Source organism: Kitasatospora sp. NPDC001095 (assembly GCF_053598615.1).
Map to the genome: position 1 here is coordinate 60,470 of NZ_JBSFKQ010000010.1, position 25,676 is coordinate 86,145.

Genomic DNA, 25,676 nt, shown 5'->3' on the forward strand with positions numbered 1-25,676 from the left:
TGGGGGGCACCCAAAGGCTCCGGTGCCCCCCACTGCGGTGGTGCTACTTGCGGCCGGCGTTGATCAGCTCGGCGTGCTCCTGGAGCGACATCACCCCGACCTCGTCGCGCAGCAGCCGGTCGATGCCCTGGACGGCCGCGCCCATCGCCTGGACGGTGGTCAGGCAGGGCACCGCGCGGGCCACGGCCGCGGTGCGGATCTCGTAGCCGTCGAGGCGCCCACCGGTGCCGTACGGCGTGTTGATGATGAGGTCGACCTCGCCGGCGTGGATCAGCTGGACGATGGTCCGCTCGCCGTTCGGGCCCTCGCCCTCGCTGTGCTTGCGCACCACGGTGGCGGGGATGCCGCCGCGCTGGAGCACCTCGGCGGTGCCGGCGGTGGCGAGCAGCTCGAAGCCGAGGCCGACCAGCGCGCGGGCCGGGAAGACCAGGTTGCGCTTGTCCCGGTTGGCGACGGAGACGAAGACCTTGCCCTTGGTCGGCAGCGCGCCGTAGGCGCCGGTCTGCGACTTGGCGTAGGCCGTGCCGAAGACCTTGTCGATGCCCATGACCTCACCGGTCGAGCGCATCTCCGGGCCGAGCACGGTGTCCACGCCGCGGCCGTGGACGTCGCGGAAGCGGCTCCACGGCATCACGGCCTCCTTGACCGCGATCGGCGCGTCGGCGGGCAGGGTGCCGCCGTCGCCCTCGGCCGGGAGCAGGCCCTCGGCGCGCAGCTCGGCGATGGTGGCGCCGAGCGAGATCCGGGCGGCGGCCTTGGCCAGCGGCACCGCGGTCGCCTTGGAGGTGAACGGGACGGTCCGGGAGGCGCGCGGGTTGGCCTCCAGGACGTAGAGGATGTCCCCGGCCATGGCGAACTGGATGTTGATCAGGCCGCGGACGCCGACACCGCGGGCGATGGCCTCGGTGGAGGTGCGCAGGCGCTTGATGTCGAAGCCGCCGAGGGTGATCGGGGGCAGCGCGCAGGCGGAGTCGCCGGAGTGGATGCCGGCCTCCTCGATGTGCTCCATGACGCCGCCGAGGTAGAGCTCGGTGCCGTCGTAGAGCGCGTCGACGTCGATCTCCACCGCGTCGTCCAGGAAGCGGTCGATGAGCACCGGGTGCTCGGAGATCAGACCGGCGTGCCGCTCCAGGTACGAGGCCAGCGAGGCCTCGTCGTAGACGATCTCCATGCCGCGGCCGCCGAGCACGTAGGACGGGCGGGCGAGCACGGGGTAGCCGATCTCGTCGGCGATCGCCTTGGCCTCCTCGAAGGAGAAGGCGGTGCCGTGCTTGGGGGCCGGCAGGCCGGCGTCGCGCAGGACGCGGCCGAAGGCGCCGCGCTCCTCGGCGAGGTCGATCGCCTCGGGCTGGGTGCCGACGATCGGCACGCCGTTGTCCTTGAGCGCCTGGGCCAGGCCCAGCGGGGTCTGGCCGCCGAGCTGGACGATCACACCGGCGAGCGGGCCGGCCTGCTGCTCGGCGTGGACGATCTCCAGCACGTCCTCCAGGGTGAGCGGCTCGAAGTAGAGCCGGTCGGAGGTGTCGTAGTCGGTGGAGACGGTCTCCGGGTTGCAGTTGACCATGACGGTCTCGTACCCGGCGTCGGCGAGCGCGAAGGAGGCGTGCACGCAGGAGTAGTCGAACTCGATGCCCTGGCCGATGCGGTTCGGACCGGAGCCCAGGATGATCACGGCGGGCTTGGTGCGCGGGGCGACCTCGTTCTCCTCGTCGTAGGACGAGTAGAAGTACGGGGTCTTGGCGGCGAACTCGGCGGCGCAGGTGTCGACGGTCTTGAACACCGGGCGGATGCCGAGGGCGTGGCGCACCTCGCGGACGACGTCCGGCTTCAGGCCGCGGATCTCGCCGATCTGCTGGTCGGAGAAGCCGTGCCGCTTGGCGTGGCGCAGCAGCTCGGGGGTGAGCTCGGCGGCCTCGGCCAGCTCGCCGGCGATCTCGTCGAGCAGGAAGAGCTGGTCGACGAACCACGGGTCGATCTTGGTGGCCTCGAACACCTCCTCCGGGGTGGCGCCGGCCCGGATGGCCTCCATCACGGTGTTGATCCGGCCGTCGGTCGGCACGACCGCCTTGGCCAGCAGCTCCGCCTTGTCGCCGAGGGGGCCGGTCCAGGAGAACTGGGAGCCCTTCTTCTCCAGCGAGCGCAGCGCCTTCTGGAGCGCCTCGGGGAAGTTGCGGCCGAGGGCCATGGCCTCGCCGACGGACTTCATGGTGGTGGTCAGCGTGGCGTCGGCGCTCGGGAACTTCTCGAACGCGAACCGCGGCACCTTGACGACGACGTAGTCGAGGCTCGGCTCGAAGGAGGCCGGGGTCTCCTCGGTGATGTCGTTCGGGATCTCGTCCAGGGTGTAGCCGACGGCCAGCTTGGCGGCGATCTTGGCGATCGGGAAGCCGGTGGCCTTGGAGGCGAGCGCCGAGGAGCGGGAGACGCGCGGGTTCATCTCGATGACGATGACCCGGCCGTCGTCGGGGTTGACGGCGAACTGGATGTTGCAGCCGCCGGTGTCGACGCCGACCTCGCGGATGACGGCGATGCCGATGTCGCGCAGGATCTGGTACTCGCGGTCGGTGAGCGTCATCGCCGGGGCGACGGTGATCGAGTCACCGGTGTGCACGCCCATCGGGTCGAAGTTCTCGATGGAGCAGACGACCACGACGTTGTCGTTCTTGTCGCGCATCAGCTCCAGCTCGTACTCCTTCCAGCCGAGGATGGACTCCTCCAGGAGCACCTCGGTGGTCGGCGAGAGGGTCAGGCCCTGGCCGGCGATGCGGCGCAGGTCCTCCTCGTTGTGGGCGAAGCCGGAGCCGGCGCCGCCCATGGTGAAGGAGGGGCGCACGACGACCGGGTAGCCACCGAGCGTGTCGACGCCGGCCAGCACCTCGTCCATGGTGTGGCAGATGACCGAGCGGGCGGACTCGCCGTGGCCGATCTTGGCGTTGACGGCCTCGACGACGCCCTTGAAGAGGTCGCGGTCCTCGCCCTTGTTGATCGCCTCGACGTCGGCGCCGATCAGCTCGACGCCGTACTTCTCCAGCGTGCCGGCGCCGTGCAGCGAGATCGCGGTGTTGAGCGCGGTCTGGCCGCCCAGGGTCGGCAGCAGTGCGTCGGGGCGCTCCTTGGCGATGATCTTCTCGACGAACTCCGGGGTGATCGGCTCGACGTAGGTGGCGTCGGCGATCTCCGGGTCGGTCATGATCGTGGCCGGGTTGGAGTTGACCAGGATGACCCGCAGGCCCTCGGCCTTGAGGACCCGGCAGGCCTGCGTACCCGAGTAGTCGAACTCGGCGGCCTGGCCGATCACGATCGGGCCGGAGCCGATCACCAGGACGGACTTGATGTCGGTGCGCTTAGGCACGCTGGGCCTCCATGAGCTTCACGAAACGGTCGAAGAGGTAGGCCGCGTCGTGCGGGCCGGCAGCAGCTTCGGGGTGGTACTGCACGCTGAAGGCGGGGACGTCGAGTGCCTGGAGGCCCTCGACCACGTCGTCGTTGAGGCAGACGTGGGAGACCTCGACCCGCCCGTAGGGCGTGTCGCTCACCGTGTCCAGCGGGGCGTTCACGGCGAAGCCGTGGTTGTGGGCGGTCACCTCGACCTTGCCGGTGGTGCGGTCCTGCACCGGCTGGTTGATGCCGCGGTGGCCGTACTTGAGCTTGTAGGTGCCGAAGCCCAGGGCGCGGCCGAGGATCTGGTTGCCGAAGCAGATGCCGAAGAACGGCGTCCCGCGCTCCAGCACGCCCTGCGCGACGGCGACCTGGTGGTCGGCGGTGGCCGGGTCGCCCGGGCCGTTGGAGAAGAACACGCCGTCCGGCTGGACCGCGTAGAGGTCCTCCAGGGTGGAATTGGCCGGCAGCACGTGCACCTCGATGCCGCGCTCGGCCATCCGGTGCGGGGTCATCCCCTTGATGCCGAGGTCCAGCGCGGCGACGGTGAAGCGCTTCTCGCCGATCGCGGGGACGACGTACGCCTCGGTGGTGGCCACCTCGGCGCACAGGTCGGCGCCCTTCATCTCGGGCGACTCCTGCACCCGGGTGAGCAGGGCGGCCGGGTCGGCCAGCGCCTCGCCGGAGAAGATGCCGCAGCGCATCGCGCCGCGCTCGCGCAGGTGGCGGGTCAGCGCGCGGGTGTCGATGCCGCTGATGCCGACGATGCCCTGGGCGACCAGTTCCTCGTCGAGCGAGCGGCGGGAGCGCCAGTTGGAGGCGACCCGGGCGGGGTCGCGCACGACGTAACCGGCGACCCAGATCTGCTTGGACTCGTCGTCCTCGTCGTTCCAGCCGGTGTTGCCGATCTGCGGGGCGGTCATCACGACCACCTGGCGGTGGTACGACGGGTCGGTGAGGGTCTCCTGGTAGCCGGACATGCCGGTGTTGAAGACCGCCTCGCCGAAGGTCTCGCCGATGGCGCCGTAGGCCTGGCCGCGGAAGGTCCGGCCGTCCTCCAGGACGAGCACGGCAGGCACTCGTTCCCGCCGTTGGCGCTGCGTGGTGGGGGCAGGTGCGGTCATTGCGCGGCCTCTTCCGTCTTCGTCTTCGTACGTGTTGCGAGCTGAGCGATCGCCTCGACCCAGGCGGCGTGCTCATCGGGGTGGTCGGCCCGGAAGCCGGAGTCGAGCTCGATGGTGCCCATGGGGGTCCCCCCGGCCGAAGGCTGGGGGAGCGTCCAGGTGACGACGAGCAGCCCGGAGGGGACGACCTTGCCGGCGATGCCGGAGTCCGTGCGGGCACCGGTCAGGTGCTCGGCCGGGATCCAGAAGTCGACGTCACCGGGGCGCTGCACCAGCAGACCGTCCTCGCCGAGGGTGAGGTCGGCGCGGCTGCGGGTGCCCAGGCCGTGGGCGACGACCCGGTCGAGCCAGTTCCCGGCGGTGGTCGTGCCGTGGTACCGGCCGCTGGTCTCCAGGATCGTGCGCCCGGCGCGGGTCGGCACGGCCGGCAGCGGCGGCATGCCGGACTGCAGGGTGCGCCGCCAGTTCCAGCCCTGGCGCATCAGCCAGTAGACGAGGCCGATCACGATCAGCAGCCCGACGGACCAGCCGATGTAGCCGGGCCAGTTGGTGACCTTCGCCTGCTCCTGGGCGAGCGCGGCGTGGTCCATCACCGGGTGCCGTCCTGCTCGACGAGCTCCCCGGCCAGCACCGTGGCGCGGCCCCGCAGGAAGGTGGCGTGCACCCGTCCGGGCAGGTCAAGGCCCTTGTACGGGGTGTTGCGGCTACGGGTGGCGAAGCTGTCCGGGTTCACGGCTCCACGGTACGCGGGATCGAACAGGACCAGGTTGGCAGGCTCACCCACCGAGACCGGCCGGCCCTGGCCGGTGAGACGGCCGATCCGGGCCGGGCGGTGCGACATCCGGTCCGCGACGCCCTCCCAGTTCAGCAGGCCGGTGTCGACCATGGTCTGCTGCACGACGGACAGCGCGGTCTCCAGGCCGACCATGCCCATCGCGGCCACGGCCCACTCGCAGTCCTTGTCCTCGTCCGGGTGCGGCGCGTGGTCGGTGGCGACGGCGTCGATGGTGCCGTCGGCCAGCGCCGCGCGCAGCGCCTGGACGTCCTCGGCGGTGCGCAGCGGCGGGTTCACCTTGTACACCGGGTCGTAGGTGCGGACCAGCTCGTCGGTGAGCAGCAGGTGGTGCGGGGTCACCTCGGCGGTGACGTCCCAGCCCTTGGACTTGGCCCAGCGGACGATCTCGACCGAGCCGGCCGTGGAGAGGTGGCAGACGTGCAGCCGGGAGCCGACGTGCGCGGCGAGCAGCACGTCGCGGGCGATGATCGACTCCTCGGCGACGGCCGGCCAGCCGCCGAGCCCGAGCTCGCCGGAGACCTGGCCCTCGTTCATCTGGGCGCCCTCGGTGAGCCGGGGCTCCTGGGCGTGCTGGGCGACGACGCCGTCGAAGGCCTTGACGTACTCCAGGGCGCGGCGCATCAGCACCGCGTCGTCCACGCACTTGCCGTCGTCGGAGAAGACCCGGACATTGGCGGCGGACTCGTGCATCGCGCCGAGCTCGGCGAGCTTCTTGCCCTCCAGGCCGACGGTGACGGCGCCGACCGGCTGCACGTCGCAGTAGCCGGCCTCCTGGCCGAGCCGCCAGACCTGCTCGACCACGCCGGCGGTGTCGGCCACCGGGGTGGTGTTGGCCATCGCGTGGACGGCGGTGAAGCCGCCCATCGCGGCGGCCTGGGTGCCGGTGAGGACGGTCTCGGCGTCCTCGCGGCCGGGCTCGCGCAGGTGGGTGTGCAGGTCGACCAGGCCGGGCAGGGCGATCAGGCCGGTGGCGTCGATCTCGATGTCGGCCTCGACCGTCAGGCCGGTGCCGATCGCCTTGATCACGCCGTCGGCGAGGTGGAGGTCCTGCGGGTCGCCGCCCAGGATCTTGGCGTTGCGGATCAGGTAGCTCGTCACTGGGAGGTCTCCACGGAGTCGGTGCGGGAGGAGTCGGTGGGGGTGGGGGTGTCGGCGAAGACGGCGCCGCCGAGGAGCAGGTAGAGGACGGCCATCCGGACGGAGACGCCGTTGGCGACCTGCTCGATGGCGGTGCAGCGCGGCGAGTCGGCGACCTCGGCGGTGATCTCCATGCCGCGGACCATCGGGCCGGGGTGCATCACGATCGCCCGGTCCGGCAGCTGGGCCATCCGGCGGCCGTTCATGCCGTAGCGGCGGCTGTACTCGCGCTCGGTCGGGAAGAACGCGGCGTTCATCCGCTCGCGCTGCACCCGCAGCATCATCAGCGCGTCCGTCTTGGGCAGCACGGCGTCCAGGTCGTAGCTGATCTCGCAGGGCCAGTTCTCGACCCCGATCGGCAGCAGCGTCGGCGGGGCGACGAAGGTGACCTGCGCGCCCAGCGTGTTCAGCAGGTGGACGTTGGAGCGGGCGACCCGGCTGTGCAGGACGTCGCCGACGATGGTCACCCGGCGCCCGGCGAGGTCGTTGCCGCTGCCGGGGTTGAGGTGGCGGCGCATGGTGAAGGCGTCGAGCAGCGCCTGGGTGGGGTGCTCGTGGGTGCCGTCACCGGCGTTGATGACGCTGCCGTGCAGCCAGTCGGACTGGGCCAGGCGGGCCGGCGCGCCGGAGGCGTGGTGGCGGATGACCACCGCGTCGGCGCCCATCGCCTGGAGGGTCAGCGCGGTGTCCTTGAGGCTCTCGCCCTTGGAGACCGAGGAGCCCTTGGCGGAGAAGTTGATGACGTCGGCCGACAGGCGCTTCTCGGCGACCTCGAAGGAGGTCTTCGTCCGGGTGGAGTCCTCGAAGAAGAGGTTGACGACGGTGCGGCCGCGCAGCGTGGGCAGCTTCTTGACGGCCCGGCCGGAGAGCTGGGCCAGCTCCTCGGCGGTGTCCAGGATCAGCAGCGCGTCGTCGCGGCTGAGATCGGCGGCGGAGACGAGGTGGCGCTTCACGCGGGTCACTCCGGGAGGTGCGGTTCGGAAGGCTGGGAGGCCAGGGCCTGCGAGGAGCGGACGGCGAAGTCGCGGTCGCCGACCAGGACGGCGTCCACGCCGTCGCTGTCGGACAGGCGCACCTGCACGGCCTCGCGCAGCGAGGTGGGGAGGTTCTTGCCCACGTAGTCGGCGCGGATCGGCAGCTCGCGGTGGCCCCGGTCGACCAGGACGGCGAGCTGGACGGCGCGCGGGCGGCCGATGTCGTTCAGCGCGTCGAGCGCGGCGCGGATGGTGCGGCCGGAGAAGAGCACGTCGTCGACGAGGATGACGAGCTTGCCGTCGATGCCACCGGGCGGGATCTCGGTGTGCTCCAGGGCGCGGGCGGGCTTCAGCCGCAGGTCGTCCCGGTACATGGTGATGTCCAGGGTGCCCAGCGGGATCTCGCGCCCGGTGATCTGGGCCAGCCGGCCGTGCAGGCGGCGGGCGAGGTGGACGCCCCTGGTGTGGATGCCGAGCAGCACGACGTCCTCCGCGCCCTTGGCGCGCTCGACGATCTCGTGCGCTATCCGGGTGACGACCCGGGCGATGTCCGCGCCGTCCAGCACCTGGTGCGGTGGCCGGGGCGTCGGTTCATGGTGTGTGGTCATGCCGAAGCGGACCTCCTTCCCCGCCTCACGGGACGGGTCTTAAAGGATGTCTGGGATGGCCCCCGCCGGCCGGGCGTGGGCTTCGGGTCATCCTACCAGCGCGCCGGATCGCAAACAGAAGTCCATCATTCCGCTTCCCGGGGTTAACACTCCGGACGCGCCGACGATGCGGGCCATTCGCACGACTGCCCCATTCGGCTTGACGCATCTACCTTACTCTACGTAACCTCACAGTGAGTTACGAGACGGACGTCGGACCCACCGGTAACGACGTCGGCAATCGCCCGTGACCCACCACTGAACGCGAAGCAATCTCGTCCGGGGAGATCAATGTCCAGCGACTACGCGAAGCAACTCGGAGGCAAGCTCCGAGCGATCCGCACCCAGCAGGGGCTCTCCCTGCACGGTGTCGAGGAGAAGTCCCAGGGGCGATGGAAGGCAGTCGTCGTCGGCTCGTACGAGCGTGGTGACCGTGCGGTCACCGTGCAGCGACTGGCCGAGCTGGCGGAGTTCTACGGCGTCCCGGTGCAGGAGCTGCTGCCCGGCGGCACCCCCGGCGGCGCGGCCGAGCCGCCGCCGCGCCTGGTCCTGGACCTGGAGAGACTGACCCAGGTCCCCTCCGAGAAGGCCGGCCCGCTGCAGCGCTACGCGGCGACCATCCAGAGCCAGCGCGGCGACTACAACGGCAAGGTGCTGTCGATCCGCCAGGACGACCTGCGCACCCTGGCCGTCATCTACGACCAGTCCCCGTCGATCCTCACCGAGCAGCTGATCTCCTGGGGCGTGCTGAACCCCGACGCGCGCCGTGCGGTGCGCGAGGAGGACGCGAGCTGAGGCTCACCGCACCGGCTCCCGCCAGCGGATCGAGGGACGGCCCAGCACTCGTTTCCGTAGTGCTGGCAAGCAGAAACGTCACGGCGCGGCTCCCCGGTTCGGGGGCCGCGCCGCGGTGTTGTCGCACCGCGGCGGCGCGGCGCGGGCGTCAGCAGACCGTGCCCAGGCTGTAACCGGGCTGCGCGGCCACGCCGTCCAGCCGGACCGGCCGGTCGGCCGGCGCCCACTCCTGGCCGCCGCTCGACCAGGCCCAGGAGGCCGGCAGGTACTCCCCGCAGGTGGCCGCCGAGCCCTGTGAGCCGTGCAGCACCGCGACGCCCGGCAGCTCCAGGGCCAGCCCGGTGCAGAGCACCGCGCAGACCAGCTCCAGGTCCTCGTCGTTGATCCGGACCACGCCGTCCTCCCACTGGAGCACCCGCGCCGCGGCGGTCAGCGTCCCGCCGGGCGCGTCCACCCGCAGGCGCAGCTCGTACACGCCGGCGCCCGCGCCGACCAGCATCCGCCGGAACACCTCGCCCCCGCGCTGGTAGGCGGCGCCCACCCAGGCGGCGTGCTCCTCGTCGGGCGCGCCCGCGCCCCCGTACAGGCCCCCGTCGAGCAGCAGGTCGGCGTGGCGGAGCGTCAGCCCGTTCTCCCGGGCGCGCACCAGGCGCGGCACGAAGTCCCCGGCCAGCTCCTCGCCCTGGTAGGACAGCAGCTGGGTCTGCAGGGCCGGGTTGACCAGGTAGCGGTCACGGGCGGCGGGCTCGGCCGGGTCCAGCCCGTGCAGCACGCAGAACTCCTCGAAGTCCTGCGGGTGGAACATCCGGGCCCGGACGGAGTCGAACCGCTCCAGCGCCTCGGCCAGCAGGTCGGCGGTGTCGGCCAGGTAGCGCTCGTGGTCGGGGGCGTCCGAGATCCCCCAGGCGCGGGCCCGGGCGAAGTCCGCCGCGCTGGTGAGCACTCCGATGACGAACGCCTGCTCGGCCCCCTCGGCCGGCCGCGGCCGGTGCGGAGCCCGCACCACGGGCCGCGAGCCGCCCGAGGTGCAGTCGGAGTTACGGCGGGCGCGCCCCTTTTGGCTCATCGATGGCTCCTGGCTTCGGCGGTCGGGTGAAGTTGACGGTCGGCGACGAGCTCGCCGCTGACCGTCTTCCTCCCCATCCGCGCGCGCCGCACACGTACGGCGTGTCACAGGAATGTAACCACCGGTAATACGGACCCCTCCGGGGCCTCGGGTCAGGCCGGCCGGGGCGCCCGGGCCAGCTGGCGGGACTGGGCGACCAGCCGGCCGGACTCGTCCCAGACCTCCGCGTCCTCCTCGAAGTAGCCGCCGGCCAGGTTGCGGGTCGCGTGGGTGACGCGAAGCCAGCCGGGCGCGGGCTTGGCGCGCAGGTGGACGGTCAGCTCGATGGTGGGGGCCCAGCCCGGCATGCCGAGGTCGAAGGTGACCGGCGGCAGCGCGTCGGCGACCAGCAGGAGCAGCAGCGGGTCGGGCTCGCGGCCGTCGGCGAGCCGGAACCAGCCCTGGATCCGCCCGTTGCCGGAGGGCTGTCCGAGCGCCCAGCCGACGGTGGCCGGGTCCAGCCGCAGGTCGAACCGCTCCAGCAGGGCGGCCTGGGCGATCAGCTCCTTGGGCGCGTGTTCGACGCCGATGCACTGGTCCGGCGGCGGCAGCTGCGGCGGCTGCGCGCTGGTGCGCACCTCGCCGTCGGCGGCGGCGAGGTCGCCGTGGCTTGCCACCACGCGCAGCCGCTCGACGCCGTCCTGGCTGAGCGAGGCGGTGCCGGTGGACAGGCCGCGGCCGGTGCGCAGCACCTCGGTGCGGACGGTGGCCGGGCCGGGGGTGGAGGCGGACAGGTAGTAACCGCTGATCGACACCGGGTCCGGGTGCGCCTCGTGCTCCAGCGACAGCGCGTGTCCGGCCACGGCGAGCAGCAGTCCGCCGTTCACCCCGCCGCCGATCTGCCAGCCGGCGCCGAGCTCGGCCTCGTAGCGGCCGGCCTCCTCGGGGTGCCTGGTCAGGGCGATGCCCTGGTCGAACTCGCTGCGGGTCGCCGTGGTCATGTGGCGGGACCTGCCCTTCACGCGTGGTTCCGGACGTCAAGTTACTGACAAGTAGGTCCACAGCCTACGCCGACCGGGGGAAACGCGGAACGGCCGCCGGACACCTGTTCGGGTCCGGCGGCCGTTCACGGGGGCGCCTGTTACCGGCGGATGCCCGGCTTCAGCTCCAGGAAGCGGGCGAGCATGCCGTTGACGAACGCCGGGGAGTCGTCCGTGGAGAACTCCTTGGCGATCTCGACGGACTCGTCCAGGACGACCGCGTCCGGGACGCCGTCCTCCCAGATCAGCTCGTACGCACCGAGCCGCAGGACGTTGCGGTCCACGATCGGCATCCGGTCGAGGGTCCAGCCCACGGCGTACTGCTCGATCAGGTCGTCGATGCGGCGGGCGTGCTGGACGTACCCCTCGATGAGCTCCATGGTGTACTCACCCACCTGCGGGGTGCCCTCGTCGGGCTTGGGCTCGCGGGCGCGGGCCACCCAGTCGGCGAGGACCTGCTGCGGGTCGACCCCGCGGTGGTCGGCCTCGAAGAGGATCTGGAAGGCCCTGGTGCGGGCCTTGCTGCGTGCGGCCGACACGGACTTACTTCACCCGGCCGAGGTAGCTGCCGTCGCGGGTGTCGACCTTGACCTTCTCGCCGGTGGTGACGAAGAGCGGGACCTGGATCTCGGCACCGGTCTCCAGGGTGGCCGGCTTGGTGCCACCGGTGGAGCGGTCGCCCTGGACGCCCGGCTCGGTGTTGGCGATGGTCAGCTCGACGGCGGCCGGGAGCTCGATGTACAGGACCGAGCCCTCGTTCTGCGCGACGAGGGCCTCGAAGCCCTCCAGCAGGTACTTGGCGGCGTCGCCGACGACCGACGGCTCGATGGTCAGCTGGTCGTAGGTGTCCATGTCCATGAACACGAAGTTCTCGCCGTCCTTGTACGAGAACTGCATGCCGCGCTTGTCGACGTTGGCGGTCTCGACCTTGGTGCCCGCGTTGAAGGTCTTGTCGACGACCTTGCCCGTCAGGACCTCCTTGAGCTTGGTACGCACGAAGGCCGGGCCCTTGCCGGGCTTGACGTGCTGGAACTCGACGACGGACCAGAGCTTGCCGCCCTCCAGCTTGAGGACCATGCCGTTCTTGAGATCGTTCGTGGAAGCCACGGGCGCACTTACTCCTGGATATAGCTGTCAAGGAACCAAGGGGTGCGTCCTGCCGCCCACGGCCCGGGGGCCGCGGTCACAGGGCGAGGAGCTCCTTGGTGGTGATGGTGAGCAGCTCGGGCCCGCCCTCTTCGAGGGGGCGCACGACGAGCGTGTCCTCGATCCGGACTCCGCCCTTGCCCGGGAGGTGGACCCCTGGGCCGACGGTGACCGGTACGCGGCTGTCCAGTTTACCCATGTCCGCCGGACCGAGTCGCGGGGCCTCCCGGATCTCCAGCCCGATGCCGTGGCCCACCGGGTGCGGGGAGGCCTCGGTGTGGCCGGCCGCCTCCAGGACCTGCCGGGCGGCCCGGTCGGGTACGCACTGCTCCACCCCTGGTCCGAGCGCCTCCCGCCCGGCCCGCTGGGCCCGGAAGACCAGCCGGTGCAGCTCCACCTGCCAGGGTGCGGGAGCGGCGCCGATCACGAAGGTGCGGGCGGTGGAGACGCCGTAGCCGCGGTACTGGGCGCCCATCACCACGGTCAGGAAGTCGCCCTCCTCCACCCGGCGGTCGGTCGGCTGGTGGGCGGCCTGGCCGGAGTGGCTGCCGGTGCCGACCGAGACCGGGAAGGCCGCCCGGTCGGCGCCGTGGTCGATCATCCGGCGCTCCAGCTCCATCGCCAGGTGCCGCTCGGTGCGGCCGACCAGGATCGACTCCAGCAGCTCGCCGAGCGCCTGGTCGGCGATCTCGGCGGCGATCCGCAGGTCGGCGATCTCGCGTTCGTCCTTGACCACCCGCAGCCGCTCCACGGTCCGGCCCAGGTCCATCAGCCGCGCCCCCTCGGTCAGGCCGCCGACCGCCCGGTGCCGGCTGACGGTCAGGTCGTGCTCCTCCACCGCCAGGCCCGCCACCCCCGAGCGCGCGGCGGCCGACGCGGCGGCCAGCGCGGTGTCCGACCCGCCCGCCACCGGCAGCCGGGTGACGTCCGGGGCGATCAGGTGCTCGCCGGTGTCGTCCGGCGGCAGGTCGTCCGGCAGTGCGAGCAGGGCCCGCTCTCTGGTCAGCAGCAGACTCGCCCCGCAGGGCGCGCAGCCCGTCAGGTACCGCACGTTCGCCGCACGGGTGATCAGCGCCGCGTCGGCCCCGGCCGCACTGCAGTGCTCCCTCACCCGCTCCCGCCGCCCCGCGTACGCATCCGCCATGCGTCGAGCCTACGAACCCCCGGCCCGAACCGCCCGCCGAGCGCCCCCGACAGAACCCCCGGTGCCCCCTGCACGCCCCCGCGCGACCGCGCCGCGCACCCCGCTCCCCGCTCCCCCACCCGGGCGCGTCGTTCGGCGCCGACCCGGTGTCCGGGAACGGGCGGGCCGCGGGCGCCTCCCCGGGTTCGGGGAGGCGCCGTTCCACGTGTTCGGAGGCCGGCGGCCGCCCGGTCACGGGCTGTCGGGCGTCCAGCGCTTCTCGACCCGGGCGAGCTTCCAGTACCCGATCGCGATCGCCCAGACGACCACGAACAGCCCGGCGATGGCGTAGCCGACGTTGTCCAGCGAGATGTCCGCGATGAACCCGGTGACCGGGTCGGTCAGGTCGAGCTTCTCGTGCAGCACCCCGACCAGCTCGATGGTGCCGATGATGAAGGCCACCGCGATCGACAGACCGGTGATGGTCAGGTTGTAGTACACCTTGCGCACCGGGTTGGCGAAGGCCCACTGGTACGCGAAGTTCATGAACGTCCCGTCCAGGGTGTCGAACAGGCTCATCCCGGCCGCGAACAGCAGCGGCAGGCAGACGATCGCGTACCACGGCAGCCCGGAGGCCGCACCCGAGCCGGCCATCACCATCAGGGTGACCTCGGTCGCGGTGTCGAAGCCCAGGCCCAGCACCATGCCGACCGGGAACATCTGCCCCGGCCGGGTGATCGAACGGGTCGCCCGGTTCAGCACCCGGGCCATGAGGCCGCGCGAGTCGAGGTGCGCCTCCAGCTCCTTCTCGTCGAACCGCCCGGCCCGCATCGAGCGGAACACCTTGAGGATGCCGAGCAGCGCCGCCAGGTTGAGCGCGCCGATCAGGTAGAGGAAGGCGCCGGAGGCCGTCGTCCCGACCACGCCCAGCCACTTGTGGGTGGGCGACTCGTCGTCCATCAGCGTGTTCGCCAGCTGCGCGCCGCCCGCCACCAGGGCGGCCATCAGCACCACCATCGAGGAGTGCCCGAGGGCGAACCAGAAGCCCACCGAGACCGGCCGCTTGCCGTCCGCCATCAGCTTGCGGGTGGTGTTGTCGATCACCGCGATGTGGTCGGCGTCGAAGGCGTGCCGCATGCCGAGGGTGTACGCGGTGATACCCAGGCCCACCCCGAAGACCTGGGTGCCGACCGCGTACCGCTCGGGTGCGACCAGGAAGATCAGCGTGCCGAAGGCCGCCACGTGCATGGCCACGATCACCGCCATCAGCCCGGCCGTACGGACGGTGTCCTCGCGCCGCCATCTGAAGGTGGGCAGCGCGGCGGGGCCGGGTCCGGTCCCGGCGGAAACGGTTTCGGGCAGGGTCATGCGGATCACGCTCCAGCACCTCGTGGAAAACCTCGTGAGCTGCCGTGGCCGGTCTCCTGGCTGACGGGAACACCCGCACCCGCCTTCCCAGGCGCACGAGGCGCCCAGTGGCTTCATGGGTGCGGACGACGCTCCTCCGTGGACGGAGGAGCGACCCGATCACAGTGGCGAGGGCCGCTCCGGGCTGGGACCCCTGAGGGTCCGTCACCGGTCTTCCCGAGCACCACGGCGGGGAACACCGTAGGGCCCCGCCCCGACCCATGCAAGGCTGCGCACCTGCGCAGGTGTCCAGGATCACAGGCCCCTGCCTGCGAGAATGTCCGCATGCATCTCGTACCGGAGGACCGCGCGGGCCACCGCACCATCGACGGACACCGGGTCTGCGAGGCCATCGCCGCGATCGGCGAGCCCGCGCACGTCCGGTCCTGGGCCGAGCGGTTCTCCCTGCTCGCGGACCCCGGCCGGCTCGCCCTGCTGCTCGCCCTCCATCGGGCCGGCCCGCTCGCCGTCAGCGATCTCGCCGTCGCCACCGGCATGCGCGACCCGGCCGTCTCCCAGGCCCTGCGGCTGCTCCGCACGGCCGGCGTGGTCACCGGCGACCGGGACGGACGAGTGGTGCGCTACCGGCTCGTGGACGAGGCCATGCGCCCCCTGCTCGACGAGTGCGCCGCCGCCGAGCACCACGAGCCCAGCGCGGCCGCGGGCTGACCCGCACTCGGAACCGCGCCGCGGCCCGACCGGATGAGTACGATCATGCTGTGCCGTCCCACCCCCACGCCTGGCCCGCCGACCGCTGGAACACCCGACCGGTCAGGGCCCGCGTGCTGGCGGTCGCCCGCACCCTCACCTCGGCCACCCGGGTCCTGGACGTCCTCACCCTGCTGAGCCCTGACGGCATCGAGCGCTACTTCACCGTCAACCCCGGCTCCGCCTTCGCCGACCGCGCCCTGGACGAGTACCTGCACGGCCTGTCCGGCTTCACCGTGCTGGACTGGGAGGACGCCGTCCACCGCCGCTTCGACCTTGCCGTCGCCTGCGCCGTCCACTCCTCCATGCACCGCCTGGACGCCCGCCTCGTCGTCCTCCCGCACGGCGCCGGCTACAACCGCCTGGTCACCGAGTCCACCGGCGACACGGTCAGCGCCGCCGGCCTGTCCCGCAACGAACTCACCCACCGCGGACGGGTGTTCGTCGACGTCCTGGGCCTCTCCCACCCCGAGCAGCTGGACCGGCTGCGGGACTCCTGCCCCGAGGCGCTGGACGTCGCCCAGGTCGTCGGCGACCCGTGCTTCGACCGGATGCTCGGCAGCCGGCGCTCCCGCGACGGCTACCGCGCCGCGCTCGGCGCCGTCGGCGGCCGACGGCTCGTCGTCGTCAGCTCCACCTGGAGCGAACACTCGTTATTCGGCCGCCACCCCGACCTGCCCCAGCGGCTGGTCCGCCAACTGCCCGCCGACGAGTACACGGTGGCCGTCGTCCTGCACCCCAACGTGTGGAGCCGCCACGACCCCGAGGCGCTGCTCGCCGCCGCCTGCCGGATGGGCCTGCGCCTGATCCCGCCCCACCAGGGCTGGCAGGCCGCGCTCGTCGCCGCCGACTGCGTGATCGGCGACCACGGCTCGGTCACCGTCTACGGCGCCGCCCTGGACCACCGCACCCTGCTCGTCGCCACCGGCGCCGCCGAACTCGACCCGCGCTCCCCCGGCTACGCCTTCGGCCAGGCCGCGCCCGTCCTCGACCCCGACGGGGACCTCACCGCCCAGCTCGAACTGGCCCTGGCCCGGGACCCGGCCGACCTGAGCGACATCACCGACCGGTCGCTCGCCCACCGCGGCGAGTCCGCCCGCCTGCTGCGCCCACTGCTCTACTCCTTCCTGAAGGAGCTGGACGAACCCCGGGACGAACCGGCCCTGCCGCCCTACCCCAAGCCCGTCCCGCACCCCGCCGCCACCGAGGGACCCACCGCGTACGACGTCGAGGGCCGGAGCGAGGGCACCGACGTCAGCCTCCGGCGCTACCCCTTCGACCCGGACGGCCACACCCCGCGCGGCTTCCACGCCCTCACCGACGACCACCCCGGCGACGCCCTGCGCTACACCGCCGAGGTCCTCGCCCGCACCGAGGTGCACGCCGAACTCCCCGCCGCCCGCTGGCTCGCCGACACCGCCGCCGAACTCCCCGGCCTCGCCGTCGCGGTGGCCGCCCTCAGCCCGGCCCGCCACCTGCTCCGGCTGCGCACCGGCCTGCTGCTGGAAGCCCGCGCCGAACCGGACTGGAACCGCCCCGACCCGGCGATCGACCCGCTGCTGCTCGGCTCGGCCGTGGCCTGCTGGCTCGCCGAGGGCGGCGCCCCGGCCGCCCTCCCCGACCACGGGCTCACCGTCCGCACCGGCGAGCACCGCACCCGGGTGTCGTTCCGCACCGGGCCCTGAAACGCGTCTAGCCCTGCAGCTCCCGCAGCCGCGCACGGCTGCGCTCGGCCAGCTCCTCGTCGCCCCGCTCCTCGGCGAGGGAGGCGAGCAGGGTGTGGGCCTGCGCCTCCTTCGCGTACTGGCTCCGATGCCTGGCCTGCCGGGCGCAGTCCTGGGCCTGGGCGAGGGCGAGGTCCAGCTGCCCCAGCGCCCGGTGGGCCCGGGCCCGGACCAGCGGCAGCTTCATCAACATGTCGACGTCCTGCGTCCGCTCGGCCTGATCAGTGGCCCCGGCCAGCACGGTCAGCGCCTCCTCCGCGCGCCCGTCCGCGATCAGCGCCTGCGCCAGGTTGTAGCTCTGGACGATCTCGCCGTGCTCGTCGCCCCGGTTCTCCGCGAGGGCCAGGGTGAACCGCTCCACCGCGTCGCCGGGACGGCCGTCGGCCAGGCAGAGCAGACCGTCCGTCTCGTACAGCACCCCCAGCACCTGCCGGTCGGCCACCAGCGGCACCTGCTCCGTGGCGAGCGCCAACTGCTCGGCGGCGAGCCGGAATTCCTTCCGCTCGTGGTAGGCCCGGGCCAGCTGGTTGCGCATCCGGACCACGGCGGCGGGCTGGTTGTCCCACTGCGCCGACTCGACGCCGATCCGGTGGGTGGCGATCCAGTCCTGGTAGAGCTTGCGGTCGTGGTACAGCAGCCAGAGCGACTCGCAGAGCCGCCACACCTCGCCGTGCCACCCCTGCTCGGCCGCCGACTCCACCACCGCGCGGAAGTTGGCGCGCTCGGCGTACAGCCACTCCAGCGCGGCGGTGTCGGAGGGGAAGCGGGGCAGCTCGTCACCGCTCGGGTCCTGGAGGCGGAGCCGTTTCGCGGCCATCGCACGGTCGGCGACCGACGCCCGGCCCCGGTAGTACGCCACGACAGCGGCGAGGAGGGCCCCGCGGTCGGGCAGCTCCTGGGTCCGGCCGTAGGCGTGCAGCCGCACCACGTCGTGGGCCCGGTAGCGGTTCTCACCCTCGTCGTCGTCCACCACCTCGTCCAGCAAGTGGACGTCACGCAGTTCCGCGATCGCCCGCTCGGCCCGCTCGACGCCGACCGCGCGCGCCAGTTCGGCGGACACGAAGGGGCCGGGGTGTACGCCGATCAGGTGATAGAGCGCCCGGCCCCGCGCCGACAGCCGCTCGTAGACCAGGTCGTAGGTCGCGCCGAGATCGCTCTCCTCGTCCTCCAGCATCGCCAACCCGCCTTCCCGGTCCTGCAGTTCGGCCACCACCCGGCCGACCGGCAGGCTGTCCCGGTCCAGCAGTTGGCTCCCGACCGCGTTCAGCGCGAGCGGCAGCCCGCCGCACAGCTCGACCAGCTCCGCCAGTTCCCCGTCGGTGCCCCGCCCGGAGCCCACCCAGCCGCGCACCAGTTCGGCGCCCGCCGTCGCACTCAGCGGCCCGAGCCGGCGCACCTCGGCACCGTCCGTCCGCAGCGCGGGCAACCGCCGTCGGCTCGCGACCACCACCAGTCCACTGGACGGGAGCAGCGCGCGGACCTCCGCGGCGTGCTCGACGTTGTCCAGGAAGAACAGGCACCGGCGCTCGGCGGTGGCGGTGCGGAACGCCGTGAACCGCTCGGCCTCCACGACCGGGGGCTCGGTGCCGAGGGCACGCAGGAAGCCGGCCAGCAACCCGGGCAGGTCCACCCCGCCGTGGTGCCGGTAGGCCTTCAGGTCGGCGTAGAGGTCCCCGTCAGGGAAGTGCTCCCGGTGGTCCCTGGCGAACTTGGCGATCAGCTCGGTCTTGCCGACCCCGCCGAGGCCGGTGAACACCACGACCCCGAGCCCGTCCTCCTCGGCCCGACCCAAAGCCCGGGTCAGCGCGGCGAGTTCCGGCTTCCGGTTGACGAAGGGGCCGCGTGGCGGGCGGATCTGACGCGGCCTCGGCAGCGGCTCCCGATCGTGGAAGTGCACCGATCCGATGGTCCCGGCCTGCACCACGTGGCCGCCCACCGTGGCACCCGACACGGTGTTGGACACCTCGCGCCGCTCCATCCGCCTGCTCCCTCCGACCGGCCGGGCCCCAGCCTACGGGCTGGGCACCCGACCGGAGGGAGCTTCAGGTCACCGGGGGGTGATCTCGCCCATCTCCGCCCAGCCGTCCATGCCGGGGATCTCGGTCGAGACGATCCGCGGCTTGGCGGCCACCGCGTACGACAGCTCCTCCATGGCCTTGGTGAAGTGCGCCGACTCCACGTGCGCCTTGCCCGCCTCGCCGTCGCGGAACGCCTCGACCAGGACGAACTCGTTGGGGTCGTCGACGCTGCGGGACCACTCGAAGAAGAGGTTGCCGGGCTCCTGGCGGGTGGCCTGGGTGAACTCGTCGACCAGGCTCAGCCAGTCGTCGGCGCGCTCCGGGCGGACCGGGAACTTGACCGTAATGAAGATCATGGGACTTCCTTTCGCTCCACGTTCACACGTGGCCGTACGGACAGGGCACGCGTCACGGCGCGCGCGACACCCATCGTCGCAGGTCAGCGGCGCTGCCTACGACACGGGGCGGCACGCGTCCCGGGGCAGCGCGCGTCCCGGCCGGTTCCGCTCACGCCGCCTGGCAGGTCGGGCACCAGAACAGGTTGCGGGCGGCGTGCTCCTCCGTCCGCACGTCGGTGCCGCAGACCAGGCAGGGCATGGCGGCCCGCCGGTAGACGTACACCTCGCCACCGTGGTCGTCCACCCGGGGCGCGCGGCCCATCGCCTCGGGGGTGTGCTCGGGGCGGACGGTGTCGATCCGCCCGGCGGTGGCGCCCTCCCGCATCAGGGCGACCAGGTCGGCCCAGACCGCGTCCCACTCCCGACGGGTGATCTCGCGCCCGGCCCGGTGCGGGGCGATGCCGTGGCGGAACAGCACCTCGGCCCGGTAGACGTTGCCCACTCCGGCCAGCACCTTCTGGTCCATCAGCAGCGCGGCGACGGTCGTGCGGCTGCCCGATATCCGGCGCCAGGCGGCCTCCGGGTCGGCGTCGGCGCGCAGCGGGTCGGGGCCCAGCCGGGCGGCGACGGCGGCCTTCTGCTCCTCGGTGACGAGCGCGCAGGTGTTGGGACCGCGCAGGTCGGCGTAGCCGTCCTCGTTCTCCAGCCGCAGCCGGACCAGCCCGACCGGCTCGGGCGCCGGGCCGGTGCCGAAGGTGAAGCCGCCGTAGAGGCCGAGGTGGACGTGCACCCAGGCGCCCTCCTCGAAGCCGAGGAAGAGGTGCTTGCCGGTGGCCTCCGTCGCGGTGAGCAGCTGCCCGTCGATCACCTTGGCCTCGTCGGCGAACCGGCCCTGGGGGCTGGAGACCCGCACCGGGCGGCCGCCGAAGGCCTTCCGGTTCTCGGCGGCCAGGCGGTGGATGATGTGGCCTTCGGGCACGGGCGTCAGCTCCTCCGGGTGCTGCGGCTGGACCCGTCCATCATCGCAGCCGGGTCCGACAGGCCCCGCCGCGCCGCAGGTCAGCGGACCGGGACGCCCATCAGCCGGGCCAGGATGACGCGGTCCAGCTCGGCGGCCGTCCCGGCGACGTCCAGGTAGGAGTTGTCGATGATCGGCAGCCCGGAGTTATACCAGCCGGCCATCCGCCCGTGGATGCGGGCCACCTCCTCGTCCCCGAGCCGGCGGTTGCCGCTGCGCCGGGCGTTGCGGTGCAGCACCGAGTCCAGACTGGGCAGGAGCACGACCGGGATCATGCCGGGGCCGATGTGCCGCTTCCAGCCGCCGAGGCCGATCGCCGGGCGGTCCGGGAAGACGGCGTCGTCGATGATGCAGGAGATGCCGTTGGCCAGGTAGTTGCGGCAGGCGAAGCCGCAGGTGCGGCGGGCCAGCCGGTACTGCGCCTCGGAGGCGTCGTTCCAACCGGACTGCGGGTTGGCGAAGCCGGACTGCACCCACTCGCGGACGTCGTCCAGGCTGATGTGCGCGGTCGGTCCCGCCCGCCGCTCGGCCCAGTGGCGGGCGACGGTGGTCTTGCCGGCTCCGGCCGGTCCGATCAGCAGGACGGCGATCGGACCGCTGGGCGCGTGCTGCTGCGGCGGCTGGGCGGGCAGTTGGACGGGTGCGCCGGACGGCAGCACGAAGTGCCCGGTGCCGCCGGCGGGCACCGGCGCGGTCGGTGCCGGTGCGGCCCCGGGGGCCGGAGCCGGATGGGCGGCGGGCCCGGGAGCGGCGGGGGCCGTGGGCGCCGGGTGGACCGGCGGCACGGACGGCGGGGAGAGCGGCGCCCCCGACGACGTCCCCGACGACACCCCCCGTGCACCGCCCCCCGGCGGCACCGGCGGAGCCACGGGACGCGGCGGGACCTGCCCGCCTCCGGTGTACTGCGTCACGACACCTCCCCACACCTCTCAGCGTGGACACTACACGGCGGCCCGGCGGCGGGCACAGTCCGCCGTCGGGCCACCGCCCTTGCCCTCAGCGGGTGGTGAGCCGTTCGGCCAGCGCGCGCAGCGCGAGCTCGTACGAACCGAGGCCGAATCCGGCGATGGTGCCGGAGGCCACCGCGGCGATCACCGAGGTGTGCCGGAAGGTCTCCCGGGCGTACGGGTTGGAGATGTGCACCTCGATCAGCGGCGCGGTGCGCTGGGCCGCGGCGTCCCGCATCGCGTACGAGTAGTGGGTGAACGCGCCGGGGTTGATCACCACCGGCACCTGCCCGTCGGCGGCCTCGTGCAGCCACTGCACCATCTGCTGCTCGGAGTTGGTCTCGTGGACCTCGACCTCGAAGCCGAACTCCTTGCCCAGCTCGGTGCAGCGCTCGACCAGGCCGGCGTACGAGGTGGCGCCGTAGACGTCCGGCTCGCGGCTGCCCAGCCGGCCCAGGTTGGGGCCGTTGAGGACCATCACCCTGGTCACGCCGAGACCTCCGCGTACGCGGCGACCAGCAGCGACGGGTCGGGGCCCTCCAGCACGGAGGTCTTGCCCAGGCCGTCCAGCACGATGAAGCGGATCAGGTCGCCGCGCGACTTCTTGTCGATCTTCATCGCGTCCAGCAGCTTCGGCCAGGCGTCCGCCCGGTAGCTCAGCGGCAGGCCGACCGAGGCCAGCACGGTGCGGTGCCGGTCCGCCGTCTCGTCGTCCAACCGCCCGGCCAGACGGCCGAGTTCGGCGGCGAAGACCATGCCGATGGAGATCGCCGCGCCGTGCCGCCACTTGTAGCGCTCGTTGCGCTCGATGGCGTGGCCCAGGGTGTGGCCGTAGTTGAGGATCTCCCGGCGCCCGGACTCCTTGAGGTCCCCGGAGACCACGTCGGCCTTGACCTGGACGGCCCGGCGGATCAGCTCGACGGTGTGCGGCCCGGCCGGCGTCTTCGCGCCCTCCGGGTCGGCCTCGATCAGGTCGAGGATCACCGGGTCGGCGATGAAGCCGCACTTGATGACCTCGGCCAGGCCGGAGACGTAGTCGTGCCGGGGCACGGTCTCCAGCGTGGCGAGGTCGGCCAGCACGCCCACCGGCGGGTGGAACGCACCGACCATGTTCTTGCCCTCGGCGATGTTGATGCCGGTCTTGCCGCCGACCGCCGCGTCGACCATGCCGAGCAGCGTGGTGGGCATCGAGATCCAGCGCACCCCGCGCAGCCAGGTCGCCGCGACGAACCCGGCCAGGTCGGTGGTCGCGCCACCGCCCAGTCCGACGATCACATCGCTGCGGGTGAACCCGGTCTGCCCCAGCACCGACCAGCAGTACGCGGCGACCTCGGCGCTCTTCGCCTCCTCGGCGTTCGGCACCTGCAGCACGATGGCCTCGTAGCCCTCGCCGGCCAGGTCCTCACGGATCGCGTCCGCCGTGGCGGCCAGCGCCTCCGGGTGGATCACCGCCACCCGCTTCGCCCGGGTACCGACCAGCGGCGCCAGCTCACCCAGCAGCTGGTGCCCGATCAGCACCTCGTACGCGTCATGGCCGGCACCGGCGCCGACGTTGATCCTGACGGTCGTGTCACTCATGGGGGGTCTTCAGCTCCAGTGCTTCCAGTACGGCGTCCGCGACCTGCTCCGGGCTGCGCCCGGCGGTGTCGACGACGGCGGTGGCCACCTCCAGGTAGAGGGGGCGGCGGGCCTCCATCAGCTCGCGCCAGCGGGCCCGCGGGTTGACGGCCAGCAGCGGGCGCGGGGCGTCCAGGCCGACCCGCTTGACCGCGTCGGCGAGCGGGACCTCCAGGAAGGCCACCGGCAGCCCGTGCAGCAGCGCGCGGGTGGCCTCGGCCATCACCGCGCCGCCGCCCAGCGCCAGCACCCCGTCGTGTCCCTCGGCGGCCGCGCGCACGGCCTGCGCCTCCAGCGCGCGGAAGTGCGGCTCGCCCTCGTCGACGAAGATCTCCGGGATCGGCTTGCCGGCCGTCGCCTCGATGTCGGCGTCGGTGTCCCGGAAGCCCACGCCCAGGCGCTCGGCCAGCACCCGCCCGACAGTGGACTTGCCGCTGCCGGGCGGGCCGACCAGCACCACCAGGGGTGTGGTCATCGGACGATCAGGTGGTCGAGGTAGCCCTGCACGTTGCGGCGGGTCTCGGAGACGTTGTCGCCGCCGAACTTCTCGCTGACCGCGTCCGCCAGCACCAGCGCGACCATCGCCTCGGCGACGATGCCCGCGGCCGGCACCGCGCAGACGTCCGAGCGCTGGTGGTGTGCCTTGGCCGGCTCGCCGGTGCGCACGTCCAGGGTCTGCAGCGCCCGCGGCACGGTCGCGATCGGCTTCATCGCGGCGCGCACCCGCAGCACCTCGCCGGTGCTCAGGCCGCCCTCGGTGCCGCCGGAGCGGCCGGAGGTGCGCTTGACGCCCTCGGCGGTCGGGACGATCTCGTCGTGCGCCTGGGAGCCCGGGACCCGGGCCAGCTCGAAGCCGTCGCCGACCTCGACGCCCTTGATCGCCTGGATGCCCATCAGCGCGGCGGCCAGCCGCGCGTCCAGCCGGCGGTCCCAGTGCACGTGCGAGCCGAGGCCCACCGGCACGCCGTACGCCAGCACCTCGACCACGCCGCCCAGGGTGTCGCCGTCCTTGTGGGCCTGGTCGATCTCCGCGACCATCGCCTTCGAGGCGTCCTCGTCCAGGCAGCGCACCGGGTCGGCGTCCAGCCGGGCCTCGTCCGAGGGCAGCGGCACCACGCCGGCCGGCGCCTTGGCGGCGGCCAGCTCGACCACGTGGCTGACGATCTCGATCCCGGCCACCTCGCGCAGGTAGGCACGGGCGACGGCGCCCAGCGCGACCCGGGCGGCCGTCTCACGGGCGCTGGCGCGCTCCAGGATCGGCCGGGCCTCGTCGATCGAGTACTTCTGCATGCCGGCCAGGTCGGCGTGGCCGGGCCGGGGGCGGGTGAGCGCCTCGTTGCGGGCCAGGCCCGCCAGCACCTCGGGGTCGACCGGGTCGGCCGACATGACCTGCTCCCACTTCGGCCACTCGGTGTTGCCGACCATGATCGCGACCGGGCTGCCCATGGTCAGACCGTGCCGGACGCCGCCGAGGAAGGTCACCTCGTCCTGCTCGAACTTCATCCGCGCCCCGCGGCCGTAACCGAGCCGGCGGCGCGCCAGCGCGTCGGCCACCACGTCGGTGGTGACCGGTACACCGGCGGGCAGGCCTTCCAGCGTCGCGACGAGTGCGGGACCGTGCGACTCCCCCGCCGTCAGCCAGCGCAACGTACCCAACGGAGCTCCTTCATCAGCGGACCGGACCTCGGCACCGCCGGGGCCCGCCCCGGGCGTGCCTTGTCCCTGAATCCTTTCATGCCCCAGCAGCACCCGGCGGCACAGTCCGCGTGACGGACAGCAACCGGCCACCATCCGGCCGGAACGCCCTCCCGGAACCCGCCGAAGGTCCGGACGGTCCGCGGGGCCCGCCCCCGGGCTCAGTGACCGGCGAGCGCCTTCTCCCCCGCCGCGCGCATCGCCGCCAGCGGCCCGGGCGTCCGCCCGGTGAAGGCCTCGCTCTGCAGCACGGCCTGGTGCACCAGCAGGTCCAGCCCGCCCAGGACGGTCGCCCCGCGCGCGGCGCAGGCCGCGGCCAGGGCCGTCGGCCACGGGTGGTACAGCACGTCGAAGAGCGCGCCCGGCTCGGCGGGCAGCGCCCCGGCGAACGCGTCGGTCGCGCCGACCGGCGTGGTGGAGACGGTCAGCGGCCGGGCCAGCGCCTCGGCGCCGCGCTCCCAGTCGGCGGTGCGGACGGCCACGCCGAGCCGGTCGCCCAGCACAGCCATCTCCCGGGCCCGCTCGGCACCGCGCACGTAGACCGTCACCTCGCCGGTGCAGATCTGGGCGAGCGCGGCCAGCGCCGAGGAGGCGGTGGCCCCGGCACCCAGGACGGCCGCCTCCGGCACCTCGGCGATCCCGCGCTCGCGCAGCGCGTTGACCAGCCCGGGGACGTCGGTGTTGTCCCCGGTGCGCCGACCGTCGGCGGTGAACACCACGGTGTTCACCGCGTCCACCGAGCGGGCCGTCGCGCTGACCTCGTCGAGCAGCGGGATGATCGCCCGCTTCAGCGGCATGGTCAGCGACAGACCGGCCCACTCGGCCTCGTCCAGCGCCGCGACGAACCCGGGCAGCGCGGCCTCGTCGACCTCGAAGCGGTCGTAGCGCCAGCCGTCCAGCCCGAGCGCCGCGAAGGCCGCCCGGTGCAGGTCCGGCGAGAGCGAGTGGGCGATCGGCGAGCCGAGTACGGCCGCCCGGTGCTTGCTGGTCAACGCTGCC

Annotated in this window: 24 protein-coding genes and 1 riboswitch; of the genes, 3 read left to right on the forward strand and 21 right to left on the reverse strand. The window is 72.9% G+C overall.

The features are described 5' to 3' along the window. Positions 1-43: 43 nt before the first annotated feature. Genes carB through pyrR form a run of 6 tightly spaced genes read right to left on the reverse strand, consistent with a single transcriptional unit; the run spans position 44 to position 8,017 of the window. On the reverse strand, positions 44-3,352 hold the full coding sequence (gene carB, locus ACWDBB_RS12005; protein ID WP_449789462.1) for a carbamoyl-phosphate synthase large subunit: 3,309 nt from the start codon (positions 3,350-3,352) through the stop codon (positions 44-46). Beyond that, entirely contained in the window at positions 3,345-4,502 is a 1,158-nt protein-coding gene (gene carA, locus ACWDBB_RS12010) for a glutamine-hydrolyzing carbamoyl-phosphate synthase small subunit (protein ID WP_449789463.1), read from the reverse strand. The genes carB and carA overlap by 8 nt, the downstream gene beginning before the upstream one ends. Next, positions 4,499-5,092 (reverse strand): PH-like domain-containing protein, encoded by a 594-nt coding sequence (locus tag ACWDBB_RS12015; protein ID WP_449789565.1) that lies wholly within the window; start codon positions 5,090-5,092, stop codon positions 4,499-4,501. Before ACWDBB_RS12015 ends, carA begins: the two co-directional genes overlap by 4 nt. Next, complete coding sequence (locus ACWDBB_RS12020) at positions 5,092-6,396, reverse strand: dihydroorotase (protein ID WP_449789464.1); 1,305 nt, start codon at positions 6,394-6,396, stop codon at positions 5,092-5,094. Before ACWDBB_RS12020 ends, ACWDBB_RS12015 begins: the two co-directional genes overlap by 1 nt. Further along, positions 6,393-7,388 carry an aspartate carbamoyltransferase catalytic subunit gene (locus tag ACWDBB_RS12025; RefSeq protein WP_392874788.1) on the reverse strand — a complete coding sequence of 332 codons (996 nt, stop codon included), beginning with the start codon at positions 7,386-7,388 and terminating at the stop codon, positions 6,393-6,395. The genes ACWDBB_RS12020 and ACWDBB_RS12025 overlap by 4 nt, the downstream gene beginning before the upstream one ends. A gap of 5 nt (positions 7,389-7,393) precedes the next feature. After that, the gene (gene pyrR, locus ACWDBB_RS12030) at positions 7,394-8,017 is read right to left on the reverse strand and encodes a bifunctional pyr operon transcriptional regulator/uracil phosphoribosyltransferase PyrR (RefSeq protein ID WP_449789465.1); all 624 of its coding nucleotides are present in this window, start codon (positions 8,015-8,017) and stop codon (positions 7,394-7,396) included. A gap of 330 nt (positions 8,018-8,347) precedes the next feature. Between pyrR and bldD the strand changes: the two genes are divergently transcribed. Continuing rightward, on the forward strand, positions 8,348-8,851 hold the full coding sequence (gene bldD, locus ACWDBB_RS12035; RefSeq protein ID WP_030056198.1) for a transcriptional regulator BldD: 504 nt from the start codon (positions 8,348-8,350) through the stop codon (positions 8,849-8,851). A gap of 148 nt (positions 8,852-8,999) precedes the next feature. Here bldD and ACWDBB_RS12040 read toward each other — a convergent pair whose 3' ends face one another. The 6 genes from ACWDBB_RS12040 to ACWDBB_RS12065 form a co-directional block, all read right to left on the reverse strand. Then, the gene (locus ACWDBB_RS12040; protein WP_449789466.1) at positions 9,000-9,917 is read right to left on the reverse strand and encodes a hypothetical protein; all 918 of its coding nucleotides are present in this window, start codon (positions 9,915-9,917) and stop codon (positions 9,000-9,002) included. 152 nt (positions 9,918-10,069) lie between these two features. Then, positions 10,070-10,897, reverse strand: a complete 828-nt coding sequence (locus ACWDBB_RS12045) for a thioesterase family protein (protein WP_449789467.1) — start codon at positions 10,895-10,897, stop codon at positions 10,070-10,072. A gap of 140 nt (positions 10,898-11,037) precedes the next feature. After that, on the reverse strand, positions 11,038-11,475 hold the full coding sequence (gene nusB, locus ACWDBB_RS12050; RefSeq protein ID WP_402406573.1) for a transcription antitermination factor NusB: 438 nt from the start codon (positions 11,473-11,475) through the stop codon (positions 11,038-11,040). A 4-nt stretch (positions 11,476-11,479) separates the two neighbouring features. Further along, on the reverse strand, positions 11,480-12,043 hold the full coding sequence (gene efp, locus ACWDBB_RS12055) for an elongation factor P (RefSeq protein WP_449789468.1): 564 nt from the start codon (positions 12,041-12,043) through the stop codon (positions 11,480-11,482). A 76-nt stretch (positions 12,044-12,119) separates the two neighbouring features. Further along, a complete protein-coding gene (locus tag ACWDBB_RS12060; protein ID WP_449789469.1) occupies positions 12,120-13,226 on the reverse strand; it encodes an aminopeptidase P family protein in 1,107 nt (368 codons plus the stop codon). A 231-nt stretch (positions 13,227-13,457) separates the two neighbouring features. Then, positions 13,458-14,573, reverse strand: coding sequence for a HoxN/HupN/NixA family nickel/cobalt transporter (locus ACWDBB_RS12065; RefSeq protein ID WP_449789470.1), 1,116 nt, complete (start codon positions 14,571-14,573; stop codon positions 13,458-13,460). A 29-nt stretch (positions 14,574-14,602) separates the two neighbouring features. Next, positions 14,603-14,816, reverse strand: a riboswitch (cobalamin riboswitch). Between the two features lie 81 nt (positions 14,817-14,897). Here ACWDBB_RS12065 and ACWDBB_RS12070 point away from each other — a divergent pair. Then, entirely contained in the window at positions 14,898-15,281 is a 384-nt protein-coding gene (locus ACWDBB_RS12070; protein WP_449789471.1) for an ArsR/SmtB family transcription factor, read from the forward strand. 50 nt (positions 15,282-15,331) lie between these two features. Beyond that, on the forward strand, positions 15,332-17,005 hold the full coding sequence (locus tag ACWDBB_RS12075; protein ID WP_449789472.1) for a hypothetical protein: 1,674 nt from the start codon (positions 15,332-15,334) through the stop codon (positions 17,003-17,005). Between the two features lie 7 nt (positions 17,006-17,012). On the opposite strand, the gene ACWDBB_RS12080 is transcribed toward ACWDBB_RS12075, so the two are convergent. The 9 genes from ACWDBB_RS12080 to ACWDBB_RS12120 all read right to left on the reverse strand — a co-directional run bounded on the left by ACWDBB_RS12080 (position 17,013) and on the right by ACWDBB_RS12120 (position 25,669). Further along, on the reverse strand, positions 17,013-19,007 hold the full coding sequence (locus ACWDBB_RS12080) for an AAA family ATPase (RefSeq protein ID WP_449789473.1): 1,995 nt from the start codon (positions 19,005-19,007) through the stop codon (positions 17,013-17,015). Positions 19,008-19,091: 84 nt separating this feature from the next. Continuing rightward, positions 19,092-19,418 (reverse strand): putative quinol monooxygenase, encoded by a 327-nt coding sequence (locus ACWDBB_RS12085; RefSeq protein WP_449789474.1) that lies wholly within the window; start codon positions 19,416-19,418, stop codon positions 19,092-19,094. Between the two features lie 151 nt (positions 19,419-19,569). Next, entirely contained in the window at positions 19,570-20,379 is an 810-nt protein-coding gene (locus tag ACWDBB_RS12090) for an Fpg/Nei family DNA glycosylase (RefSeq protein WP_449789475.1), read from the reverse strand. An 80-nt stretch (positions 20,380-20,459) separates the two neighbouring features. Continuing rightward, complete coding sequence (locus ACWDBB_RS12095) at positions 20,460-21,329, reverse strand: AAA family ATPase (protein WP_449789476.1); 870 nt, start codon at positions 21,327-21,329, stop codon at positions 20,460-20,462. Between the two features lie 85 nt (positions 21,330-21,414). Then, positions 21,415-21,843, reverse strand: coding sequence for a type II 3-dehydroquinate dehydratase (gene aroQ, locus ACWDBB_RS12100; RefSeq protein WP_392875774.1), 429 nt, complete (start codon positions 21,841-21,843; stop codon positions 21,415-21,417). An 8-nt stretch (positions 21,844-21,851) separates the two neighbouring features. Further along, a complete protein-coding gene (gene aroB, locus ACWDBB_RS12105) occupies positions 21,852-22,943 on the reverse strand; it encodes a 3-dehydroquinate synthase (RefSeq protein WP_449789477.1) in 1,092 nt (363 codons plus the stop codon). Further along, complete coding sequence (locus ACWDBB_RS12110; RefSeq protein WP_402406547.1) at positions 22,936-23,457, reverse strand: shikimate kinase; 522 nt, start codon at positions 23,455-23,457, stop codon at positions 22,936-22,938. Before ACWDBB_RS12110 ends, aroB begins: the two co-directional genes overlap by 8 nt. Beyond that, positions 23,454-24,638, reverse strand: coding sequence for a chorismate synthase (gene aroC / locus ACWDBB_RS12115; protein ID WP_392874742.1), 1,185 nt, complete (start codon positions 24,636-24,638; stop codon positions 23,454-23,456). The genes ACWDBB_RS12110 and aroC overlap by 4 nt, the downstream gene beginning before the upstream one ends. Before the next feature lie 200 nt (positions 24,639-24,838). After that, the gene (locus tag ACWDBB_RS12120) at positions 24,839-25,669 is read right to left on the reverse strand and encodes a shikimate dehydrogenase (RefSeq protein ID WP_449789478.1); all 831 of its coding nucleotides are present in this window, start codon (positions 25,667-25,669) and stop codon (positions 24,839-24,841) included. Positions 25,670-25,676: the final 7 nt, after the last annotated feature.

Excerpts from the sequence above, each read along its gene's own strand:
- carA (WP_449789463.1), bottom strand. The coding sequence starts at position 4,502 with ATGACCGCACCTGCCCCCACCACGCAGCGCCAACGGCGGGAACGAGTG.
- ACWDBB_RS12015 (WP_449789565.1), bottom strand. The coding sequence starts at position 5,092 with ATGGACCACGCCGCGCTCGCCCAGGAGCAGGCGAAGGTCACCAACTGG.
- pyrR (WP_449789465.1), bottom strand. The coding sequence starts at position 8,017 with ATGACCACACACCATGAACCGACGCCCCGGCCACCGCACCAGGTGCTG.
- bldD (WP_030056198.1), top strand. The coding sequence starts at position 8,348 with ATGTCCAGCGACTACGCGAAGCAACTCGGAGGCAAGCTCCGAGCGATC.
- ACWDBB_RS12040 (WP_449789466.1), bottom strand. The coding sequence starts at position 9,917 with ATGAGCCAAAAGGGGCGCGCCCGCCGTAACTCCGACTGCACCTCGGGC.
- ACWDBB_RS12045 (WP_449789467.1), bottom strand. The coding sequence starts at position 10,897 with ATGACCACGGCGACCCGCAGCGAGTTCGACCAGGGCATCGCCCTGACC.
- ACWDBB_RS12060 (WP_449789469.1), bottom strand. The coding sequence starts at position 13,226 with ATGGCGGATGCGTACGCGGGGCGGCGGGAGCGGGTGAGGGAGCACTGC.
- ACWDBB_RS12065 (WP_449789470.1), bottom strand. The coding sequence starts at position 14,573 with ATGACCCTGCCCGAAACCGTTTCCGCCGGGACCGGACCCGGCCCCGCC.
- ACWDBB_RS12070 (WP_449789471.1), top strand. The coding sequence starts at position 14,898 with ATGCATCTCGTACCGGAGGACCGCGCGGGCCACCGCACCATCGACGGA.
- ACWDBB_RS12085 (WP_449789474.1), bottom strand. The coding sequence starts at position 19,418 with ATGATCTTCATTACGGTCAAGTTCCCGGTCCGCCCGGAGCGCGCCGAC.
- aroQ (WP_392875774.1), bottom strand. The coding sequence starts at position 21,843 with ATGGTCCTCAACGGCCCCAACCTGGGCCGGCTGGGCAGCCGCGAGCCG.
- aroB (WP_449789477.1), bottom strand. The coding sequence starts at position 22,943 with ATGAGTGACACGACCGTCAGGATCAACGTCGGCGCCGGTGCCGGCCAT.
- ACWDBB_RS12110 (WP_402406547.1), bottom strand. The coding sequence starts at position 23,457 with ATGACCACACCCCTGGTGGTGCTGGTCGGCCCGCCCGGCAGCGGCAAG.